This window comes from Chitinophaga pendula (assembly GCF_020386615.1).
Classification (GTDB): domain Bacteria; phylum Bacteroidota; class Bacteroidia; order Chitinophagales; family Chitinophagaceae; genus Chitinophaga; species Chitinophaga pendula.
On record NZ_CP077769.1, the window covers coordinates 166,718 to 188,896 of the forward strand.

Annotated in this window: 16 protein-coding genes; 5 read left to right on the plus strand and 11 right to left on the minus strand. The window is 47.1% G+C overall.

From position 1 onward, the window contains the following. The 8 genes from KTO58_RS00600 to KTO58_RS00635 all read right to left on the minus strand — a co-directional run bounded on the left by KTO58_RS00600 (nt 1) and on the right by KTO58_RS00635 (nt 11,356). Nucleotides 1–1,122: a TlpA disulfide reductase family protein gene (locus KTO58_RS00600; protein WP_198315064.1), complete on the minus strand. Its 1,122-nt coding sequence runs from the start codon at nt 1,120–1,122 to the stop codon at nt 1–3. 35 nt (nt 1,123–1,157) lie between these two features. Then, nucleotides 1,158–2,063, minus strand: a complete 906-nt coding sequence (locus tag KTO58_RS00605) for a hypothetical protein (protein ID WP_095841252.1) — start codon at nt 2,061–2,063, stop codon at nt 1,158–1,160. Nucleotides 2,064–2,081: 18 nt separating this feature from the next. Then, nucleotides 2,082–3,533 (minus strand): RagB/SusD family nutrient uptake outer membrane protein, encoded by a 1,452-nt coding sequence (locus KTO58_RS00610; RefSeq protein ID WP_198315063.1) that lies wholly within the window; start codon nt 3,531–3,533, stop codon nt 2,082–2,084. A 10-nt stretch (nt 3,534–3,543) separates the two neighbouring features. Further along, nucleotides 3,544–7,071, minus strand: a complete 3,528-nt coding sequence (locus KTO58_RS00615; RefSeq protein ID WP_095841250.1) for a SusC/RagA family TonB-linked outer membrane protein — start codon at nt 7,069–7,071, stop codon at nt 3,544–3,546. A gap of 253 nt (nt 7,072–7,324) precedes the next feature. Then, the gene (locus tag KTO58_RS00620; protein ID WP_095841249.1) at nt 7,325–8,503 is read right to left on the minus strand and encodes a FecR family protein; all 1,179 of its coding nucleotides are present in this window, start codon (nt 8,501–8,503) and stop codon (nt 7,325–7,327) included. A gap of 93 nt (nt 8,504–8,596) precedes the next feature. Next, nucleotides 8,597–9,202, minus strand: coding sequence for an RNA polymerase sigma factor (locus KTO58_RS00625; RefSeq protein ID WP_095841248.1), 606 nt, complete (start codon nt 9,200–9,202; stop codon nt 8,597–8,599). 242 nt (nt 9,203–9,444) lie between these two features. Continuing rightward, nucleotides 9,445–10,608 (minus strand): molecular chaperone DnaJ, encoded by a 1,164-nt coding sequence (dnaJ, locus tag KTO58_RS00630; protein ID WP_095841247.1) that lies wholly within the window; start codon nt 10,606–10,608, stop codon nt 9,445–9,447. A gap of 166 nt (nt 10,609–10,774) precedes the next feature. Beyond that, entirely contained in the window at nt 10,775–11,356 is a 582-nt protein-coding gene (locus KTO58_RS00635) for a nucleotide exchange factor GrpE (RefSeq protein WP_225859994.1), read from the minus strand. Between the two features lie 139 nt (nt 11,357–11,495). On the opposite strand from KTO58_RS00635, the gene KTO58_RS00640 reads away from it, so the two are divergent. After that, on the plus strand, nt 11,496–12,668 hold the full coding sequence (locus KTO58_RS00640; protein WP_225859995.1) for a class I SAM-dependent rRNA methyltransferase: 1,173 nt from the start codon (nt 11,496–11,498) through the stop codon (nt 12,666–12,668). Nucleotides 12,669–12,872: 204 nt separating this feature from the next. Here the strand turns inward: KTO58_RS00640 and KTO58_RS00645 are convergent, their stop codons facing one another. The 3 genes from KTO58_RS00645 to KTO58_RS00655 all read right to left on the minus strand — a co-directional run bounded on the left by KTO58_RS00645 (nt 12,873) and on the right by KTO58_RS00655 (nt 14,889). After that, nucleotides 12,873–13,838 (minus strand): SEL1-like repeat protein, encoded by a 966-nt coding sequence (locus KTO58_RS00645; RefSeq protein WP_095841246.1) that lies wholly within the window; start codon nt 13,836–13,838, stop codon nt 12,873–12,875. Nucleotides 13,839–13,907: 69 nt separating this feature from the next. Further along, complete coding sequence (locus tag KTO58_RS00650; RefSeq protein WP_095841245.1) at nt 13,908–14,273, minus strand: T9SS type A sorting domain-containing protein; 366 nt, start codon at nt 14,271–14,273, stop codon at nt 13,908–13,910. A 148-nt stretch (nt 14,274–14,421) separates the two neighbouring features. Beyond that, nucleotides 14,422–14,889: a redoxin domain-containing protein gene (locus tag KTO58_RS00655; protein WP_095841244.1), complete on the minus strand. Its 468-nt coding sequence runs from the start codon at nt 14,887–14,889 to the stop codon at nt 14,422–14,424. Nucleotides 14,890–15,040: 151 nt separating this feature from the next. Here KTO58_RS00655 and KTO58_RS00660 point away from each other — a divergent pair, with 151 nt between their 5' ends. From KTO58_RS00660 to KTO58_RS00675, 4 genes are all read left to right on the plus strand, one after another. Continuing rightward, complete coding sequence (locus KTO58_RS00660) at nt 15,041–16,219, plus strand: acyltransferase family protein (RefSeq protein ID WP_095841243.1); 1,179 nt, start codon at nt 15,041–15,043, stop codon at nt 16,217–16,219. Nucleotides 16,220–16,482: 263 nt separating this feature from the next. Beyond that, nucleotides 16,483–19,857 (plus strand): SusC/RagA family TonB-linked outer membrane protein, encoded by a 3,375-nt coding sequence (locus KTO58_RS00665; RefSeq protein WP_157753306.1) that lies wholly within the window; start codon nt 16,483–16,485, stop codon nt 19,855–19,857. Between the two features lie 11 nt (nt 19,858–19,868). Beyond that, nucleotides 19,869–21,305 carry a RagB/SusD family nutrient uptake outer membrane protein gene (locus KTO58_RS00670; RefSeq protein WP_095841241.1) on the plus strand — a complete coding sequence of 479 codons (1,437 nt, stop codon included), beginning with the start codon at nt 19,869–19,871 and terminating at the stop codon, nt 21,303–21,305. Nucleotide 21,306: 1 nt separating this feature from the next. Further along, nucleotides 21,307–22,161, plus strand: coding sequence for a substrate import-associated zinc metallohydrolase lipoprotein (locus KTO58_RS00675; RefSeq protein ID WP_095841240.1), 855 nt, complete (start codon nt 21,307–21,309; stop codon nt 22,159–22,161). The last annotated feature ends 18 nt before the right edge of the window (nt 22,162–22,179 follow it).

A 22,179-nucleotide genomic window follows, 5' to 3' on the forward strand; every position in this document is an offset into this window, starting at 1 on the left:
CTATTGCAACAATTGCGTAAGACGCTTTTTAAGATCCTCACCGCGCAGATGTTTAGCCACAATCTTGCCATCCGGACCGATCAGGAAATTTGCAGGGATACCCTGTACTCCATACAACTGAGCTGCCTCATTTTTCCAACCTTTCAGATCGGACAACTGTGACCAGGCAAGTTTATCATCATGAATAGCCTGCAACCAAAAAGACCGCCCATTAGGATTGTCCAGGGAGACACCCACAATGGTGAAATTCTTATCCTTGAACTGTTCATAGGCGGCTACTACATTAGGATTCTCCTTGCGGCAGGGACCACACCAGCTGGCCCAGAAATCCACCAATACATATTTACCGCGAAAATCCTGTAAAGACACCATCTTGCCGGTAGTGTCGGGCTGTGTGAAAACAGGCGCCGTTACGCCAATAGCCGTTTTACGCTGGGTCTCCAGCAACTGTGTAAACCGCTGCCCTGCCTTACTTGTTTTCATCTCATTGGATAACAGCGCAAATACCGGCGCCGCTGCATCCGGATCAGGATCATCTCCTGCCCACTCATACAAGGCATCAAGACTAACGATCGTATTCGGATGCTTCTTGATAAAGGTCTTTACGATCTGTCCTTGCGCTACTGCCAATGCTGCATTGGCAGCCTGATACTTTTTCTTGAAATCCTCCTGTGCCCTCTCCTCCGGCGTCATCGCATAATACGCATTGGTAATAGAGTCCGAACGACGATCTGTCGCTGCTGTCAACGCCTTATAGGCAAGAAAAGTAGTATTCACCGTACCGCCGCTCACCCTGGCATGCGCAAGCGAATCCGGAGACTGTATCTTCGTATTCCCTTTCTCCAGGTAAAAGATCACCCGATCCCCGGCATAAGACTGCGCCAGGCTATGACCGGTAAATAAAAAGGCCTTGGCTGACCGGTCAGTACGCCCCTTAAAAATAAAAGCGCCGTCCTTGATGTCTACAGAATCGATTAGCCTCCCCTTACCGTTGCTGCTGTATAAATAGGCCTTGGGATAAACATTGCTTTTGCCAAGTTGCCCTTGTATCGTATAATCTGCCTCCTGTGCGTGCGTAGCAAATGGCAACAGGCATAGCGCTGTGATAAAAACCTTGTTCATGTGCATGGTATATTGTTAATATTGGTAATTGACGTTTATTGATCCAGCCACTGCCGGTATTGATTCCCTGACTGTTGAATATCCCATCCGTAACTTTTAAAGTATCGGATGATCACCTCGTATTTCCTCGCTCTCGCCGGACTGTTGTCCAGGTACTGCCGTTTGATATGATCGTACGATTCCGTAGCTAATAATCGCATCCACTCCGTAAAATCATTGTCAAAACTGTTAGCCCCACCTATCGTGATAAAGCCACCATTACGTGCCACCTCTATCCTCGCTGCATCCCTGGCCTCCGCATCACCGTCTAGCTCATATTGCTTCCAGATCTTGTCCAAAGCCTCCCCGTTGTCATAAGCCTTCCCCGCAATCACAAATTCATTGATCGGCTGCTCTATACGTGCCGCAACCATTTGCCCTATAGCAGACCATACACTGCGCGTCAATACAGAATCCTGATAATAATGATGCACCGCATCCGTAATAGGTAACGCACCTTGCATCTGGTTAGGCCAGCAGATGATAAGCCGGCTACGCCCTATACTGGTGATGTCTTTCGCCCAGAAACTACCACTATAGCTCTTTACGAAAAACATTTCCAGTGGAAAGAAACGTTTTGCAAAGGCAGGAGATACATTCGAAAGCAGGGCTTGCGCATATTGAATAGCACTGCTACGCGCCGTATCATGTATTTTCCCTACCCCCCAACGGTTAATAGGATCACTCGCCAACACACCATTGGTTACCTCCTTCCAGTCGTTAAAATCCATACGCACCCACACCTGATAACGGTCAAATAATTCCTTGACAGCAGCCGGAGCATTGGCAGGGGGCGCAAAATTGGTAGCTATACCTAACGCATCCGTCTTTCCCGGTACTTCGTCTTTACTGCATCCTGATAATAGCAGCAACAGTAGTATAAATAGATAAGTAGATCTCATCACTATTAATTGAAATGATTATGGATTAATGGGCATCTCCGGACTGTTGATCTGCTCCGATACAGGTATCTGCAACAGGTAACGGTTATCGTTTTTCTTCAGCTCATAAGTCTGACCATTCTTGAATACATGTACCAGCGCCGGACGACCCAGTCTCCGCAAATCCATCCATCGTAAACCGCCGTCAAAGGCGGTCTCCAAACGGCGCTCCTCCAATATCCGCTGTAGTATCGCATCATTACTGGCAAAATCCCCTCGCCGCAATGCCACGAACTGTCCCCGCTTGATCCGGCGTCCCAGCAACGTATTGATATCTGATAATGCCGCCTCATATTGCTGCTGACGCGCATACGCTTCCGCACGTATCACATACGCCTCACTCACCTTCAGCCCGATAAAATAGCTGGGATTCTCCTGCTTGGCGTACATATTATACATCGTACTGCCAGTCTGCTTGCCATCACTGGTGTTCAGATCAGCAAAAGAGGAAAAGATATATTTGCGATAATCAGTTACATTCTCCTGCCGGTTACATAGCAATAGCAACTCCGGCGATGGCTTGAACATATACTGTGAGTAATAGTACATGTTGGTATTAGCACTGCCTCCCATAAAGAACAATACCTCGTTCTTATAATCCGTATCTATAAAACCGGTATTACCGCTGAAGGCATTGATGTTTCCCTTATCATCAATACGGGGTTGTAAGGTGTTGAGGTCGGCAAGTGGCTTATTCGTCATCACATCCGTGGCAGCTTGTATGGCAACGTCGTATTGCCCCGTAAACAACGCCACCCTTGCCCGGAACAATTGCACCGATCCCGCATCAAACCGGAACTTACTACTACTCTTTTTTCCCGCTAGCAACCGCGCCGCTTCGCCAATATCCGTCTTTATCTGCTCGTATACTTTGCCGACAGTAGCCCTGGTATTATTCTGCGTATATTTTAACACGTCCTTGGCCTCCAATGGCATAGGAACTCCAGGCGATTCCAGGGTTGAAGTACTATAAGGCTCGGCATATAAATTGACCAGATAGAAATAACTGAACGCACGTAAAGCATACGCTTCCCCCTTCACCGTTTCATACCGCTCCCGTTCAGATACCTGTGGCGTATAATTACTCAGGTGATCCAATACCGTATTGGCATAGAATATAGACGAATACAACTGCCCCCAGTTAGGATCAGTCTCTACACCATCCAGCTGCTTCGTCGGCGCCCAGGTAAACCATAGCTCCTGTTCCTTCGTTGGATTATATAACGTAATAAGGTTAGCGTAAACATTGTCCGTCATCAACTCCGTCTTCATAAAGAAATCAGTACGGGGATAACCGCCCAGCAACACCGATTCATAATCCTCCAGGCTTACCGGTACCATGCTGTTCACCGGCTTGATATCTAATAGCTTATTACAACTGCTGACTACAGACACAAGTAGCAATAACAAAAGTGTATATGTCCTATGCATAGCGGCTGATTTAAAATTGTAAGGAGAGAGAGAAAGAATAAGATCTTGGTATCGGCAAATATGTATTACCAAAAGAAACATTCGCATTGTTGGTTTCCTTATAGTTCATCAATGAACCAGTAGCTTCCGGATCCTGCCCTTTTAATAACTTATTCTTCCATACATGAAGATTGTTACCCTGTATCATAAAGCGGATGTTCTGAATACCGCGTTTACGCATCGCTGTCGTATACAGGTCGTAACTAAGAGAAAGGTTCTGTAACCGTACAAAATCACCTTTTACCGTACGTAGGTCGCTATTGTCATACATCTGCCCGTTATATGGAGCAGCATTAGTAAGACCAGGTACGTCATTGTATGGTTCCAGTACAGGCACATTGGTATGCAACTCATCGCCGGGCTGACGCCAACGCTGCGCCATCTCCGCCGACAAGTTCTGGCTGGCCTCCGGAAATGAAAAAATGAACCCTCTCGTTAGGTTACGTAACCGTATCACATTCCCGAAACTGCCTATGAAAAGTGCAGATAACGTCAACTTCCGGTAACTGATCGTATTCGTGAATCCTCCCTGTATAACCGGCATAGTAGTGCCGCTGTACTCCAGCCCGTTTACAGATCGCATACCTGAGAGTACCGTCTCTCCCGCCTTATCCGTATAAAAGGTCGCCCGGCCTTCCTTATTCAATCCGGCATAACGGAAAGACCATAAACCATTAATAGGTTTACCGGGAATAGCCGCATTAGTATGACTCGAACGCTGGGCATTCGTCAGCGAATTAACACTGGGCAATGAATACACCTCCAGTACCTCGTTTTTATTATAACCGGCATTGATATTAGTAGACCAACGGAAGTCTTTAGTGTCGATGTTGATAGTGTTCAACGACAGCTCTATCCCACTGTTCTTCATAGATGCCCAGTTCACTTGTATAGTATTGAATCCTGATACCTGCGATACCTGTTTGTATCCCAGCAGATCTACACCTTTCTTATGATAGTATTCCAACGTCGCCGTGAACCGCCGCTTCCATAAACCAAACTCCAGCGCCAGGTTCGTAGTGTAGTTCTTTTCCCACTTAAGATGGGGGTTTTTAGGAGAAGTGATCTGCAGGTAGTTGTCTTTATTTGCCTGATCTGCTTTACCAATAGTGGCTACCAGGTCCGAATAAGCCTGGGATGCCACATTCCCCTGGCTGCCATAGGAGGCACGTATGGTCAGATAACTGAGCCAGTCCTTACCGGCCAGGAACGGCTCTTCCTTCAGTTGATAATTCAAACCTACCGCCCACAATGGCTGAAACAACTGGTTGGTCTTTAATCCGAAGCGGTTGGAACCATCTGTACGGGCATTAAAACTGACAGTATAACGGTTCTTATAAGTATAACCGGCTACACCGAAATAAGACAATGCCGCACTCTGGCTAAGATCCTCCCGCCAATAAGGAACACCTAACTTCTGCATCAACGCAAACTGAGGTATCTGCTGATGCCCGCGCTCATGTACATAGCCATAGATCTCTGTCGTCTCCTTCTGATACCGGGATACCCTGATCTCCTGACCGGCCATGATATCAAACCGGTGATGCTGATGTACGACCGGCATATAAGATACCTGATTACGTAAAGTGACAGAACTGTTGTTATTATTACCGCCTTTACGATAGCCGCCATCCTTCCACAACTGCACACCCGTATAATCAACGATCTCAATAACATCCCGTTGCCGGCTCTTCACGAAATAGCTGTTCTCCGTAGCAATATCTTCTTCCGTCGTATTCTGGTTGTTGAAAGAGAACAAACTGTTAACGATCACTGCATTCAATGGCTTCCACTCCAGGTCTATCGTTCCTCGTATACCAAAGTTTTTGGAAGAACGCCAGCCGTAATTGCGGTTCTCCAGGAAATTGTATTTGATGCCGCTATAATAGAGGTAATTGTACTGCTGCTGCTCATCATACGCATTATGCGCCCGGGTCGTATAAATGGACCATTCAAACGGATTCTCCCGGGAGTCAGTGGCAAAAAAACTCTCATTGGCCCGGTTGCTTACATCCAACATAGCACCTACCCGTAGATAGGGACTTACTTTGGTATACACCTTCAATGAACCCGTATAAGTCTTCATGCCCGTCTGCAATGCGGTAGCCTGCTCGTCCATATAACTGCCGGATAAATAAAACGTCGTCTTGTCATTACCGCCGGAAATATTCAGGTTCTGCCGGTGCGTAACTGAATTGCGGAACAGGTATTTGAACCAGTCCGTATTCACCTGCTCCAACTGATTAACACGTTGCTCAAAATCCTGCCAGCTCATCTTACGGTCATGCACATCAATCAGCGCACGCTCAAAATCAGTAGCAGTACCATATTCACCAGCCCGGCCCGAAGTGGCATTCAATACACCCCTGCGCATCATCTCCAGGTTCACGTCTATACGCTCCTTCGAATTCATCATATAAGCATCCTTCATCTCCGGTCGCATACCTACCGTCACAAAACTGGTGAAGTTCATCCGTGTCTTGCCAGCCTGCCCCTTCTTGGAGGTTAGCACAATTACCCCGTTGGCTGCCCGTGTACCATAGATAGCCGTAGCAGCCGCATCTTTTAATACGTTGATCGTCGCAATATCCTCCACATTGATCCCCCCGATACCAGAAGCGATCAGGTTGCGGTTGGTCAGGATATCATCGACAGAAGCATTGACAGGATCTTCCAATATTACACCGTCTACTACCCACAACGGCTGTGTATTACCACTGAGCGTAGAGGTACCTCTTATACGGATCTGTGGCACCGCACCGGGTGCACCGGAAGTACTCATCACCGTCATACCTGGTACCTGCCCCTGCAGCAGCTTGTCGATATTAGGCTGGTTGATATTCTTCAGATCCTCCGTCTTAATACTGGTAATAGCGGATGTCAATACGCGTCGCTCTATTCGCTGGTAACCGGTAACCACCACCTCATTCATACTTTTATCCTCCGCCTGCAATACCATATCGATATTGTTACGGGCGTTGATCTTTTCCTCTTTACTAGTATACCCGATAAAAGAAAATACCAGTGTCGCACTGTTATCCGGAACATGCAAAGTGTACTGCCCCTGCGCATTGGTGATAGCACCAATAGTAGTACCCTTCACCTTTACCGTTACACCGATCAGCGGTTGACCTTTACTGTCGGTAACAGTGCCGGTCAACCTCGCTGGTGGCGGTGTAGGTGCTGCATTAATGGTTGGCTCCTTCGGTTTGATCAATACCGTATGGTTGTCGGTAATGGTGTAGGTAACAGGTTGATGCGCAGTGATGCGATCCAATGCATCCCGTAACGACGCGTCTCTGATGTCGATCGAGATATTGCTCGCGCTGTTTAATGTCTCGTTACTGTATAGGAATAATGACCCCGTTTGTCGGCGCAACTCCTTGAACACACGGTCAAGAGAAACGTTTTGCGCACTGAGAGTGACTTTCTGCGCCGGCAGTTGAAGACTGAGCAATAGCCCCATAGCCAATGCCGGCATGCTTTTGAATCTAATCATAGTTAAGAGCTTTAATAGCCTCCCCGGTAGTCAGAGTGGTGGGAACTGCCGGATTTCATTGTCAGGCCAGATACCGATCGGAAAGCGTGTGATGCGTAGGCAATAATTGACCAGCACGCCCCGATGGTACATGTTGTGTTGATAAAATGCCGGCTGTCACCGGATAACTGTTATTAAGAAATGGTTGATCTGTTTAGTGTGCGCTGCTTAGATGGCAATTAGATTGTAATGGTACGGTCCTCCTCACCGGTTGTTATTTATTTAATACTTGAATCACGTCCTGGCCGCTCTCGTTGTTCGCTTTTATAAGTCTGAAATGTACATGGCTGATTTGTGTGAGCATTTGCAATACATCGCTCAATGAACCCGAACGGGCTACCTGCCCCGTAAAATGAACATCCGGCACACCTCCTTCGTAAGATACCCTGACATTATACCAACGCTCTAATACACGCATTACCGTAGGAATATCGGTATTGTCAAAAACGAAGAGCCCATCTCTCCAGGCCATCGCATCAGTTGCAGTTACCATAGATACCGCCGGCAACGGCTGCTGTACCGTATTCACTGCTTGCTCTCCCGGATGTAATATTTGACCCGATGTACTGCCGGGCATACATACTTTAACAGCGCCTGATTGTAAGGTAGTCACCACCTTAAATTCATTGGCATAAGCATTGACGTTAAAGGCCGTACCCAGCACGATCACATCCTGCAATGCCGTCTGTACAATAAAGGGTTGGCTAGCTGCCGCATGCACCTCAAAACAGGCCTCACCGACTAATGTGATCCTCCGCTGAGGGCCATTAAAGTGGTCCGGGTATTGCAGACTACTGGCCGCATTCAGCCATACCACACTACTATCCGGCAATATCACCTTATACTGCCCGCCGGCAGGAGTTGTCAATGTATTGATCACAGGTGCTCCTGTAGTGTTACCAGTCATATGCTGCAACTGCCCGCCTCGCTGAACAAGCTTACCGCTTTGCAGATTGATCACCCGGTTGTTGTCGTCATCCAGTATCAGCGTATCTCCATTACCCAATGTCAGGACTGCCTTGTTGATACTCCCGCGCTGATCAGCAAGCGACAGGGAAGGAGCGGAGCGCTTACCGGTCTGTAGTAGCAGATAGCCTGCATAACCGGCAACAACGAGTAAAGCTACTGCCGCCGCCCACCGCCATCGATGCATAATCACCCGCCTGCCAGGCCGCGCAGATACCTGCGTGATATTACTGAGTACAGCAGTAATACGGTCTTCTGGAAGGCCTTTGTCCCCTGGAATATCATAGAGTAAGGTGTCAATAAGTGAGATAAGCTGCGCTGAATATTGTGCATCCTGTACCAGCGCATTGAATTCATTGATCTCAGCTGTTGTTGCATCGCCGGCAATATGTCTGCCGAACAGATATGTAAGTCGATTTTGGTCCATGTGTAATAAAGCCCCTGTTATAGATGATACATGCTGGCGATATAAATAAAGATCCTGCTAACAGTTATTTTGGGGGGAGGGAAATAAAAAAAATTATTGCATCATATACAGGCTCCAGATAAATAGCACCTCTACACCTGTTTTAATACCTTGCTGAGACAGCAGGTAGGCTCTTATATGTTTGGTGGCCGCAGCCAGGTATTCTTTGACAGTGTCAGGCCGTATATCCAGCCGCGCCGCAATCTCTTCCCGCCTCAGTCCTTCTTCCTTACTGAGCCGCCATACCAGCTGCTGCCGGGGCGATAAGCGGCTGATAGCCTTGCCTAACAACTCGTGATAGTTACGATAAATGATCAGATCATCTGTCTCATGCGAGACATCCTCCAGGTCCTGCGAGATAGCCAGCGACTGCAACAGCTCCTGCCGGCGACTATGACGCTGTAAAGCTTTAAAAGCATCATTACGGGCAATGATAAACAGCCAGGAAGATACATCTGTAATAACCGATAGTTGTGCCCGCTTCAGCCATACCTTCATAAACACCTCCTGTACCAGCTCCTCAGCCTGCTGCGCACTATGTGTCAGCAACAGCCCTACCTGGTATATCTTCGGGTGATGACGCCGGAAAAACACAGCAAAGGCTGCCTCATCTCCTGCAACGATACGGCCGATGATGTCTCGCTCGTTATATGCATCCATTAGTTGAAATGTCCCCCTTTTATATGCGATGATAGATTGGTTGGTTGGTGAGGGCTAAAATATCAAAAACTTTCCAGAATTCGCTTCTTCGATGTGTTAAACGGACTTTATACTGTTTAAAGACAGTATGTATAGGGAATATGGGGAAGCAGAAATATTGGTTCCTATACTGCCAGTTAATAGACATAAAAAAAGAGAACAGGTTTTGGCCTGTTCTCTTTTCATATTTTATAATGATAGGCTTAACTAAAGATATCCCTTACTTTCTCAAAGAAACCCTTTTCAGATTTCTCCGGATTAGGTTGGAAATTATTAGCCGTCTGCAATTTCTCCAGCATCGCCTTCTCGTCGGCAGACACATGCTGTGGCGTCCACACATTCACGTGGATCAGCTGATCGCCTTTGTCATAAGAGTTAACGGAAGGGAAGCCCTTACCTTTCAGCCGGAAGATCTTACCACTCTGGGTACCGGCAGGTATCTTGATCTTGGCTTTACCGTCGATAGTAGGTACTTCGAGGGAAGTGCCGAATACGGCATCCGGGAAGGAGATATAGAGGTCGTAAGCCACGTTCAGACCGTCACGGTGCAACTCCGGATGTGGCTCCTCTTCTATCAGTATCAGCAGATCGCCAGGGGCGCCGCCACGTTCGCCGGCATTACCCTTGCCGCTCATACTGAGCTGCATACCCTCCTGTACACCAGCAGGGATATCGATGCTTACCATCTCTTCACCATATACACGGCCTTCACCTTTACAGCTGGTACATTTGTTAGTAATGGTCTGCCCTTCCCCGTTACAGTTAGGACAAGTGGTCACCGTTTGCATCTGACCCAGGAAAGTCTGTGTTACCTTTCTTACCTGCCCGGAACCACCACAGGTACCACAGGTCTGGAAAGCACTTTTATCTTTAGCCCCCAGCCCGTTACAAGTACCACAAGGAACATGTTTCTTTACTTTGATCTTTTTGTTGGTGCCTTTGGCAATCTCTTCGTATGTCAGACGTATCTTCACCCGCAGATTAGAACCCCTGGTACCACGGCCACGACGCTGTCCTCCACCGCCACGTTGGCCGCCTCCGAAAAAGCTGCCAAACAGATCGTCGCCGAAGATATCCCCGAAATTAGAGAAGATATCATCCATATTCATACCACCAGCACCACCATAACCACGGTTACCTCCTACGCCGGCGTGACCAAAACGGTCATATTGCGCACGTTTATCAGGATCGCTGAGTACCTCATAGGCTTCAGCAGCTTCCTTGAACTTTTCCTCCGCTTCCTTATTGTTGGGGTTACGGTCAGGATGATACTGCATAGCCACCTTGCGGTAAGCCTTCTTGATCTCATCTTGTGAGGAGGACTTGGATACATCCAGTATCTCGTAAAAATCTCGCTTGGTAGACATTTTAATACGCTTAAAGCCGAGCTGGGCTCGGCGTGTTTTTTTATTATATATGTTCCTTGATCTGGATGACCGTCCGCCTCCGGTATAGGAGAAAGGCTATACTGTGGTGTTCGTAACAAGCCCCAAAATCAGGAAATCTTCTTCTGTCGCTTATGTCAGATCGGCATTATTTACCCACTACCACCTTGGCATGACGGATAATTTTGTCATTCAGGTAGTACCCTTTCTGCACCTCGTCCAGCACTTTACCCTTCAGATCGTCGGTAGGAGCCGGGATCTCCGTAATAGCATCGTGCAGATCCACATCAAATTCCTTATGTACACTCTCCATAGGCTTCAAACCTTTGGCTTGTAAAGTGCTCTTTAACTTATTGAAAACTAACATTACACCGTCTTTAATAGCGGCAATGTCTGCCGATTGCTCTAATTGTTTGCTCGCACGCTCAGAATCATCCAGCACATCCAACAACGCAGCAATCACCTCGCGGTTGGCAGTCTGCATCAGCTCTATACGCTCTTTGGCAGTACGTTTCTTGTAATTGTCAAACTCCGCAACCAGGCGCAGGTATTTATCGCGCATCTCACCCAGTTCCTGCTGCTTTTTGTCCAGTTCGCCGGTTTCATTCACGTCGGCATTCAGGTTAGAGGTCTCGCTAGTGTTTGCTGTGTTCCCTGGCGTGTTTTGGGCTCCTTCTGCGCCAGCATTAGCCTGTCCGTTTGCCTGCATGTCTTTTTCGTTTACTGTCATGATGGTTATAATTATCTGCAAAAGTACACCAGACAATTATTTTGCCAAGGCTTTAAAGACGACAAATTGACGGTCTATCCCCTGAAAAACCGACGTACAAACATGAATTTAGCTACCTTTGCGGTTCGAATCAGAATAAATGACAAAAGTTTTCTTAAAAAAGAAGATACAGAACAGAGTATTACAGGGCCATCCCTGGGTGTTTGGCAATGAAGTAGGAGAGATCGACGGCCCCGTAAATGCCGGCGATATCGTAGATGTACACACCCACCAGGGATTCTTCGTCGGACGTGGCTATATCAACCCCCAGTCCCAGATACTGGTCCGCATCCTCACTAGGGATAAAGACGAACAGGTAAATGCCGCCTTCTTCCACCACCGCCTGCTCAAAGCTTGGGAATATCGTAAAAAACTAGGCTATGTGGAAAATTGCCGCCTCGTATTCGGCGAAGCCGACGAAATGCCGGCACTGGTAATCGACAAATTCAACGACTACTTCGTATTGCAAACCCTCGCCCTGGGCATGGATAAATGGAAAGGAGCCATCATAGATGCACTCAACGCCATCTTCTCCCCAAAAGGTATCTACGAACGTAATGACGTCCCCGTACGCGAACTGGAAGGCCTGCCACAACAGAAAGGATTCCTCAGCGCTCCCTTCAATACCGATATCATCCTCAACGAAAATGGATTGAAATTCCATGTAGATATCGTCAATGGCCAGAAAACCGGCTATTTCCTCGATCAGCAGGACAACCGCCGCGCCATCCAGCATATCGTCAAAGATGCCGATGTACTCGAAGCGTTCTGCTATACCGGCACCTTCTCCTGTCATGCTGGCCACTATGGTGCCAAAAGCGTACTCGGCCTCGACATCTCCGAACACGCCGTCAACACCGCCCGTCGCAATGCCGAACTCAATAACCTGCAGGATATATGCAAGTTCCAGGCTGTCAACGCATTCGACGTACTCAAACAGTGGACCCGCGACGAGAAGAAATTCGATGTAGTCATCCTCGACCCACCCGCATTCACCAAAAGCAGGGAAAACATCCAGAAAGCAATTACCGGCTACAAAGAGATCAACCTCCGTGGTATGAAACTCCTCAAACCGGGCGGATTCCTGGTCACCGCTTCCTGTACCAACCTCGTACCTCCGTCACTATTCCTGGAGATCATCGACATGGCCGCCAAAGATGCCAAAAAGAAACTCCGCCAGGTGACCTTCCAAACACAGGCACAGGACCACCCCATCCTCTGGAACATAGAAAATACTACCTACCTCAAATTCCTCATCGTAGAGGTATCCTGAGCCGGGAAGAGATCATACAGAACAGGGGCCCTCTGCAATACAGAGCGCCCCTGTCTCGTTTATCAAAATACAGACACTATGGCGTCACCTGATAAGTAGTGTACCCTGACAAAAAATGAAATACGCGAAACATCACCATAGGATACCACATGACATAGCATCCGCTAACACCTTGCAGTAGCGCAATACCACACAAGAAAAAAACTAATCCCGCCAGCTTTCTTTCTGGTATAACTTACCCATGTTTTTTAAAGGACGTTTGATAATAGCACCAGCACGCGCCACAGCTGCCTGTTGCTCTGCCGCTGAAAGATGGGATGCCGCTTGCCGGGTCAACTTGAACAACAAATCCTGCAGATCAAACCCGTCTATATAATGCCGCTTGTTCTCATTACAAAGTAAACACCACACATAACTCTCAAAATAATCAATTGGAATAGGCCGGATCTCACGCGTCTCAGAACGGAACAACGTCTTGTCAATACTATCCGCCACCTGGTACCGGTAAGCCAGCTCCAGCCGGCTGTACATAATAACCCCCTTGGTATCATCCATGTTTTCATATTGGTCGAAATCCAAGCCCCCGGTGCGTTTAATCGCCTCCAGGCTCTTCTCCTGGCTGACGGCCGTACCAATACCAGATTCATATAGTACCGCCAACCGCGACAAACAAAGCGGGCTACCCTTGTCAGCACAGGCTACACACCAAAGAAAACGTACACTGTCATTGGCTGCCTCATCCAATGCCGGATCGTCATAATAACTGCTATAAGAGATCACCTGCTCCTGAGCCGGAACATAACCGGCTGCCGCCAGCACACGGTAAAGTAGCCGCGCACTGTCCTTATCCTCCTTAAATGCACAATCCACCCGCGTCGTATAATCCCCACAGGGGCCGCCGTCCGAAAAATGCCGCGCCATATCGTACAGCGCCCGCGAATAACCAGCCGCCGCCGATTGCCGCAATAAAAGGGCATACGCCTCATAACGCCCCTCCCCGCCATCTGCCGGATAAAGCACCTTCCGGGCTTTATCATATAAGTCAGCTCCCTTGCTGCTATCCGCCGCTTGCTGGGCATATAATGAACCAAAAAATGATAATATCAGTACTAAAGTGGAGAAAAATGATCTGTAGGTCAATGGATTACGGCTTTTACGCAAGGTACGCATTATCCGCCGGCATAAGGCACAAAAAAAGCCGCCATCGGCAGCCCCCTGATAATAGAATAAATAACGTAACTACTTGACGACGTTGAACTTACCCGACTCAATCAGGTTGCCGCGCTGATCCCGCACCTGGAAAATATAAACACCACTATAGTAGTTATCCAGGTTCATTATCGTTAATGTGTTGATTCTTTTTACCTGATCAACCTTCTTTCCCAGGAAGTTATACACAATAAGGTCATATACCTTGTCGTTATTATGCTGTTGTAATTCAAAATTGATCTTGGTAGTAGCAGGATTAGGGTACAACTTAACCAGCTTCACCACACCCTCTGACGACTCGGAAGAAAAGGGCTTGCCGCTCTGCGCCCTGCCGGCCAGAGGCAGCATGCATGCAAATCCGAATAATAAAATGAAGAGAGTAGAGGTTTTCAACATAGTCTTATAAAGATAAAGTTTTTTTCAAATATCTGCAATTTAAATTTTACCACGTAAACATATTAAAAATAGCAAACGGCAAGCCAATTAAGAAGGCCTGCCGCGACTATTTAGTAAAACTTTAACGGTTTTGAATGCCCCTTTTTGTTTATAAGCTCTTCAGGGTCTCGTGGATCGCCTCGAAATTAGGAAGATCACCAGCATTCTCCAGTACTTCCGCATAACGAACAACCCCTTCCTTGTCTACCACAAACGCAGAACGTTTAGATACGCCTTCCAGGTCCAGTGCAAATTTGTCATAATAAGCACCATAAGCCAGAGAAGCTGCCTTGTTGAAGTCAGACAACAGCGGGAAGTTCAACTGCTGCTCTTCTTTGAATTTGCCTAGGGAAAAGGGAGAATCCACAGAGATACCAACCACATCAGTAGCCAGGTTGTTGTAGTTAGCCAGGCCGTCTCTTACACTGCACAGCTCTTTGGTACATACTCCTGTAAAAGCCAGTGGAAAAAACAGGATCAACAGGTTCTTACCTTTGTAGTCCTCCAGAGATACCGGTTGCTTTTCTGTATTGTATAATTTGAAATCCGGTGCTTTACTGCCTACGGTTACTTGCATAGCGGGTAAAAATTAAAGGGTGAAAGAAAATCCGGAATAAAATTCCGGGCGTAAATGTAAGGGAAAATGTGAAAGATGTAAAGCTGTCAAGTAGTAAACAATACCAAAAGACTGCAGCTTTGTTGTTAAGTTTGTAATAACACCTGAAACCATGACGCAACCATCGACCCGTAACGATTGGGTGGATAACCTCCGCTCTTTTATTACCCTGCTGGTAATAGCCCACCATGCTTCACTTGCATATGCTACCTTCGGGCACTTCAACCCCCAAGCTTATATCCTCTCCACGCACCCCGTCGTCGATAACGCCAGGTCCAAAGCCATAGACATCTTCCTCTCCTGCAATGATATCTTCTTCATGTCACTGATGTTCCTCATCAGTGGCATATTCGTCATGCCCAGCCTGCAACGCAAAGGCATACCCACCTTCATCCGTGACAGACGTAACCGCCTCTTCATCCCCTTCCTGGTAGGCGTAACCCTCCTGATGATGCTGGCCTACTATCCCGCCTACTACCAGGGACATCCCCAGCACGGTATCAAAGCATATATCATAGACTACTTTACTACTGAAGCATGGCCCGTAGGCCCACCCTGGTTCATCTGGCTACTCTATTTCTATAGCTATTGCTTCGCCAAAGGTGCCCGCATATGGACCAATGCCATCAACCGGATCGGCAAATCCCTCGCCGCACAGCAACACCGGCCTTTTCGTATATGCCTGGTAGCCTTTCTGTATAGTTGGATCCTATATGTCCCCATCACCCTCATAATAGACCCCGGTTTCTGGATCGGCATCGGCCCCTTCGACTTCCAGCTCAGCCGATTCTTCCTCTATGGTGGCTACTTCGTAGCAGGCGCTATCATTGGCGCTCCGGGCCTGGACAATGGCATCCTCGCCATCAACAGCCCGCTCGTAAAAAAATGGCCCTTGTGGATCCCCGCCGCCATCGCCGCCTTCCTGCTCATCAAAGCAACAGATGTACCGCTACTTTCCTTGCTGTCCGACAAAAAGGTGACCGCCTGGCAATATGCCCTCCTGCACAGCACCTTGTGGATACTCTCCTGCACACTTACCTGCATTGCCTTCCTCACCCTATTCCGCCAGCTCATATCGCATACCAGCACCATCTGGAGATCACTGGCAGCAAATGCATACGGCATGTACCTCCTGCACTACATCTTCGTAGTCTGGTGCCAGTACTTCCTCCTGCCTGTCAACATCTCCGCCATCTCCAAATTCCTTATTACCACCATCGTCGGTATCATACTTAGTTGGTGCGCAACCGTTATACTAAGGAAAAGCAACTGGATCAGTAAATACCTCTAACCCGCTACGACAAGACAATTTTCTGGAAAAAAAAATACAATCAAAGGGCAAAAAAATCAAACGCGGGTATCTTATAGGTATACAGCTTATGAACTATGCCTGATATTACATTCATTCCAGTATAGCGTATTACATAATAAATCAGCCTGATCGGACTAACATTATATCACAACTAAAATCACAAAAAGAATCAAACCGGATCGTCACAGCTGTCCGTAACTCCACATTTATTTCCGACTCAACTTAAAACCAGATCGATGTATATGTATTCAATGACTGCAAGGGTCGTAGGGGGAACCTATGCCTTGAAAAAAACACTATACCTGCCACTACTCTCACTTTCCTTGCTCACTACTGTAGTAACAACGGCAGCGCCGGTAAATAACAGCAATAGCAGCTTGCAACAACAGGAAAAGATAATCGTGAAAGGAAAAGTCCTGGATGAAAATAAAAATCCCCTGCCAGGTGCCACCGTAATAGAAAAGGGAACACGAAACCACAGCCTGACAAACGCTGCGGGCGAATTTTCACTAAAAGTGGAAAAAAAAGAGGTGACGCTGGTCTTCTCCTATATCGGCTATCAAACCCGGGAATTAAGAGCAGATGCAGACCTGACAGCCGTAGCCCTAAGCCGCAGCGACAAAAGCCTCAATGAAGTAGTCGTTACCGGATTTCAGCAACTGGATAAAAGAAAATTTACAGGCTCCGTCACACAGATCGATAAACAGGTATTCGACAGAACAGGATATATTGATGTGTCAAGAATGTTGCAGGGCGCAGCAGCAGGCGTCTCCGTACAAAACGTATCCGGCACCTTCGGCACCTCTCCAAAGATCCGTATACGTGGTAACGCCTCCATATCCGCCAACCAGGAACCACTATATGTACTAAATGGAATACCAATCTCCTCGCCGGCAAATGTAAGCGTAGGGCAACTCTACTCCGGCGACCCCGCCGCCTTGTTAGGCTCCGCTATCGCTGGCCTAAACGCCCAGGATATTGAAGACATATCCATCCTAAAAGATGGTGCAGCAACCTCCCTCTATGGTACCCGCGCTGCCAATGGCGTCATATCCATTACCACCAAAAAAGGACGGGCAGGTAATTTGGCCGTCAACTTTACCACCGCTATCAACATAGGCCTCAAACCCAATATCAACCAATTCAACCTGATGAATTCACGGGAGGAAATGGATCTGTATAAACGCCTGTTCGATGCCGGATACTATTCCAACGATAACTGGCCTAAAGTAACAGGCCCCTTTACAGAAGCTTTCAGACGATATGGCCTCAGACAAAGCTCCCTGCAAGAAGTATACCGCGACCTCGATAAAGCAACCGTCGCTAATACCAACTGGTTTGACGTGCTGTTTAGAAATAACATCGTACAGGAACATAACCTGTCCTTCTCCGGTGGTAATGAAAAAAATACCTTCTACGTTTCCGGTAGTTACGTACATGACAACGGACAGGCCATCGGCTTTAAGAACGTAAGATATACCACCGACTTCAGACAGGTACTCAACCTCAATAAAGTACTCAGCATCGATATCAACGCTAACTACGTAGGCCGCTCACAAAACACACCGGGCACACAGAACGCCACCACCAGCTATGGAGACGTATCCAGAAGTTTTGAGATCAATCCCGCAGGATATGCGACAGGTACCAGCAGAGCCATGTATCCCTATAATGAAGATGGCTCAAGAAAGTATTACCTGAGCAACCTCGCCCCGTTTAATATACTAACCGAGCTGGAAGAAAACTTCGGTGTACTGAAAGCGCAGGAATTCCGCGTGATGGTACGGCCCACCGTCAAGATCACCCCCGCACTCACCTACGAAATGACCGCCTCATTCCGGAGCACCGTAAGTAACAGCGCTCAAACAGCTACCGAAAGATCTAACCTCGCTAACGCCTATCGCGTCGACTATACAAACAGCCTGAGAAATGCCAATAACTTATTGTATCAGAATCCTAACGATCCCAACGCAATAAAAGCAACGATCCTACCCATTGGTGGTATTAAGATCGTACGCTCCAATGCTGGTAAGTTTTATTACCTGAGAAATCAGCTCACCTTTAATAAAGCATGGAAGAAACATTCGCTGAACTCACTGGCCGGCGTCGAAGTAAGAGCCGATAAAACCGATTATAACTATGATAAAGTATTCGGATACCTCCACTATGCAGGCCAGAGAACATCGCCTTCTATGCTCGCATACATGAAAGCAGTCAACGACAACGACCTGCTGCACCAGGAATCATTTGAAACAGAAAGGAACCTGGGATTCTATACCTCCCATCAGTATAGCTACAAGTCAAAATATAACTTCGAAGCAGCAGGACGACTGGATGGTAGCAACATCTTCGGTAGAAGCGTACGCACCAAATTCCTGCCTAACTATTCCTTCGGCTTCTCCTGGAACGTAGAACAGGAAGAATTTTTCAAAAAACTAAACTGGCAGGATAAAATATCATCCCTTAAACTGCGAACCAGCTACGCCCTTCGTGGTAATACCTTCCGCACCTCGCCCATGATGAATGCCGTGTATGAAAACCTCATTAGGTATGACGCACAGAATAATGATGTAGGTGTCCGTATCAGCGCACCAGAATTGTACAACCTCAACTGGGAACGCGACTATATCGTCAATTTCGGAATGGACTTCAGCTTGTTCAACAATAATGTCACCGGCTCCGTAGAATATTACCGCAGAAAAAATAAAGACCTCATTACCAATTTCAATACCGCCCTGGAAGAAGGATTCAGTACTAAACAGATCAACTGGGCCAGCATGGAAAATAGAGGACTGGACATCAATATCGGCATTCGCAATGTATTAAGCAGTAAAGATTTCAGATGGGGATTTAACCTCGTATACGGATATGTGAAAAACAGGATAGTAGATGGCGAACTCGCCTCCATTAACCTCACTACCATCACACGCCCTACCGGCTATGGCCTCAATGGATATCCCCTCGAAAGCCTCTTCGCATTCCGGTATGCCGGGTTGAACCAGCTTGGCAGACCTACCTTCTATAACAGCAAGGGCGTCGTGAGCGATGTACTCCCCGGAGATCAGGATAGATCACTGGTACAATACGTCGGTTCCCGCACACCCACCTCTACAGGCTCCGTTGCTACCAACTTCGGCTACAAACAACTCGAACTAAGAGTATTTGTGACATATGCCCTGGGCCATAAAGTATTCAAAAATCCTATCGCCGAACTCACATACAAAGACAATACCTCCAAAAGCGCAGACCTGAATTACATGTGGAGAACACCTGGCAACGAAACCCAGACTAATATCCCCGGCCTGCTCACCACCGTACAGCAAAGCTATATAGACACCTACTTTGCTATCAATGAACTGGCCTACAACAGAAGCACCGAAAGAGTAGTAGATGCCAGCCACTTCCGGTTGAGCGAAGTAATGCTCAGCTACAATGTAGGACAACGACTACTCAGCAGAATGCGCGCTATCAAAAGCGCCAGGATGTCCCTGGCCGCCAATAACATCGCGTTCTGGGGTAGCAAAAGACTTAGAGGAGTAGATCCTGATCTCTATATAACAGGTGTGAACCTCCCGAATCCAAGAACTTATTCTTTTCGCCTTAGTGTTGGCTTCTAATCCTTACAGACATGAAGAAAATTATCTTTAGTATCATCATATTCATCGCCTTCCCCAGCGTACTTACATCCTGTAAAAAATACCTGGATGAACCGTTCGATAACAGACTGGAAATTAAGAACGTGGAAGATTATGCCGGCGTTGCTAAAAGCGCTTACCCGGTGCGATACGACCTCTTTACAGAAGTTTTAACGGATAACTATAAACTGGTATCCAACCTGATGCAAGGTGCCTGGAAACCGATATACATACCCTTGTATCTCTTCAAAGATGATTATGACTACATATTGAACTACAACTCTCCTGCTACCGCTTACAGGGGATATTACAGCAAGATATATATGGCCAATGTCGTGATAGAAAATGTAATGGCAGCAGCAGGAGATACCCGCAAAAAAGAGGTCGTATTAGCAGAAGCACTACTGATCCGCTCCTATTGCTACTTTATATTGACCAATCTATTCGGTAAACACTACAATCCCGCCACATACGACAAAGACCTCGCCGTACCACTCGAATTGAACGTAAATAAATCCAACAGACCGGTATACGCCAGGGCGACCGTCAAACAGGCATACGACCAGATCGAAAAAGACCTGTACCAGGCCATCGATATCTTCGAAAAATATCCGTCAGAAGTGCCGTCCAGTCCATATCGGTTTTCACTGGCATCTGCCTATGCTTTCGCTACCAGGCTGAACCTCTACCAGTCCAACTTTGAGAAGACAGTCCTCTACGCCGACAAAGCCATCGGTCAGAAAGGTCGTGTACTGAGAGACCTCAAAAAAGACCGCGATGTACTATATGCAGCCGGATGGAACTTTTTTTCACAACAGTTTAATGATCCTTCCTCCCATCCCAATATCCTGCTGGCAGTTCAGTCAGACTACGTACATGAACCCTTCGGTAATAATTGGGGCGGATTCTATATCACCGAAGAAGCATTGAATATCTTCGCCGTCAATGATTACAGAAATGCCATAACAACCAATGCAGGTACCGTAATAGACAACGCTACTTATATGGTAAAAAATAGAACAGACTGGCAAAAGTCCCGCTATTCCTATTTCAATATGGAAGAAGTATTGCTGTCCCGCGCAGAGGCTAACCTCAGGAAAGCAGCACCCGACCCTGCCACCGCTATTCAGGACCTGGAAGAACTGAGAAAAGTAAGAATGGTCACCTATACACCACTCAATACCGCTGGTATGGACAACGCCGCGTTGCTGAAACTCGTATATGATCAACGCCGCGTCGAATTCCTGACAGAAGGACTCAGATGGTTCGATGTCAAAAGGTTGGGAATAAAAGTAGCACACAAACTGGATCAGTTTTCTAATACCATCGATGCTACATTGCTACCCAATGATCCGAGAACAGCCTTGCAGATCCCGCTTAACGCAAGAATAGGTAATCCCGTATTGGAAGGTCAACTAAATCCCAGATAACATGAAAAAAGCAATCTTATCTATATCAATTATCCTCCTCACCATCGTATGGCTTACCGCGTGTAAGAAAGAACAACATTTATCACTGCCGGCAGCAAATACTGACTATTTCGCGATCAATAATAAGCCAAAGGATAAATGGAATGCACTCGACTCATTATGCGACTCCATATACCGGGACTATGGCGTGAAGATCGTATACGAATACACGCCACAGGTCATCCGTCCCAATGATTTCTATTATCCGCCTAATTATGATAAAGCCCTGGCCTACACCCGTAACGTATTGAAACGCCTCTGGCTGGAACCCTTGAAAAAAGACTTCCCGCTATACTTTAAAGACCAGACTCCGGTAGAATTCGTACTCATGGGTGGTTACTATCATTCCCATCCCACCAGTACCGATGTCGGAAGCGGCGCGGGTTTCAACGGCCAGTTCTACCGCTTGGGAATGGGTGGCATCAACCAGCTGAACCTACTCGATAAAGCTGCCGTACATGATCATGTGGTCATCCTCTGGCACGAACATGCACATAATCAGGATCAGAAATATGGTAGAGGAGAATTCTTCGACCGTATATCCGTGGGCACCTACTATAAAGAAGCCTGGCCAACCAAAACCGATGCACAGGCCAACAAAGATGGCTTCTTCAGAAAATATGGCGGCTTCGCCCCCGAAGAAGATTTCGCCACCACCGTAGAACATATCACCAGGTATCCCAAACAAGATGTACTGAAACTGATCGATACAAATGATAAACTGAAGATTAAATACAACTACATCTATAAATACTACCAGGATAAAGGAATGGATCTGCATAAACTACAGCAGGTGATCTATAAACTCATTTATTAATCTTCTTAAAAGAACCTG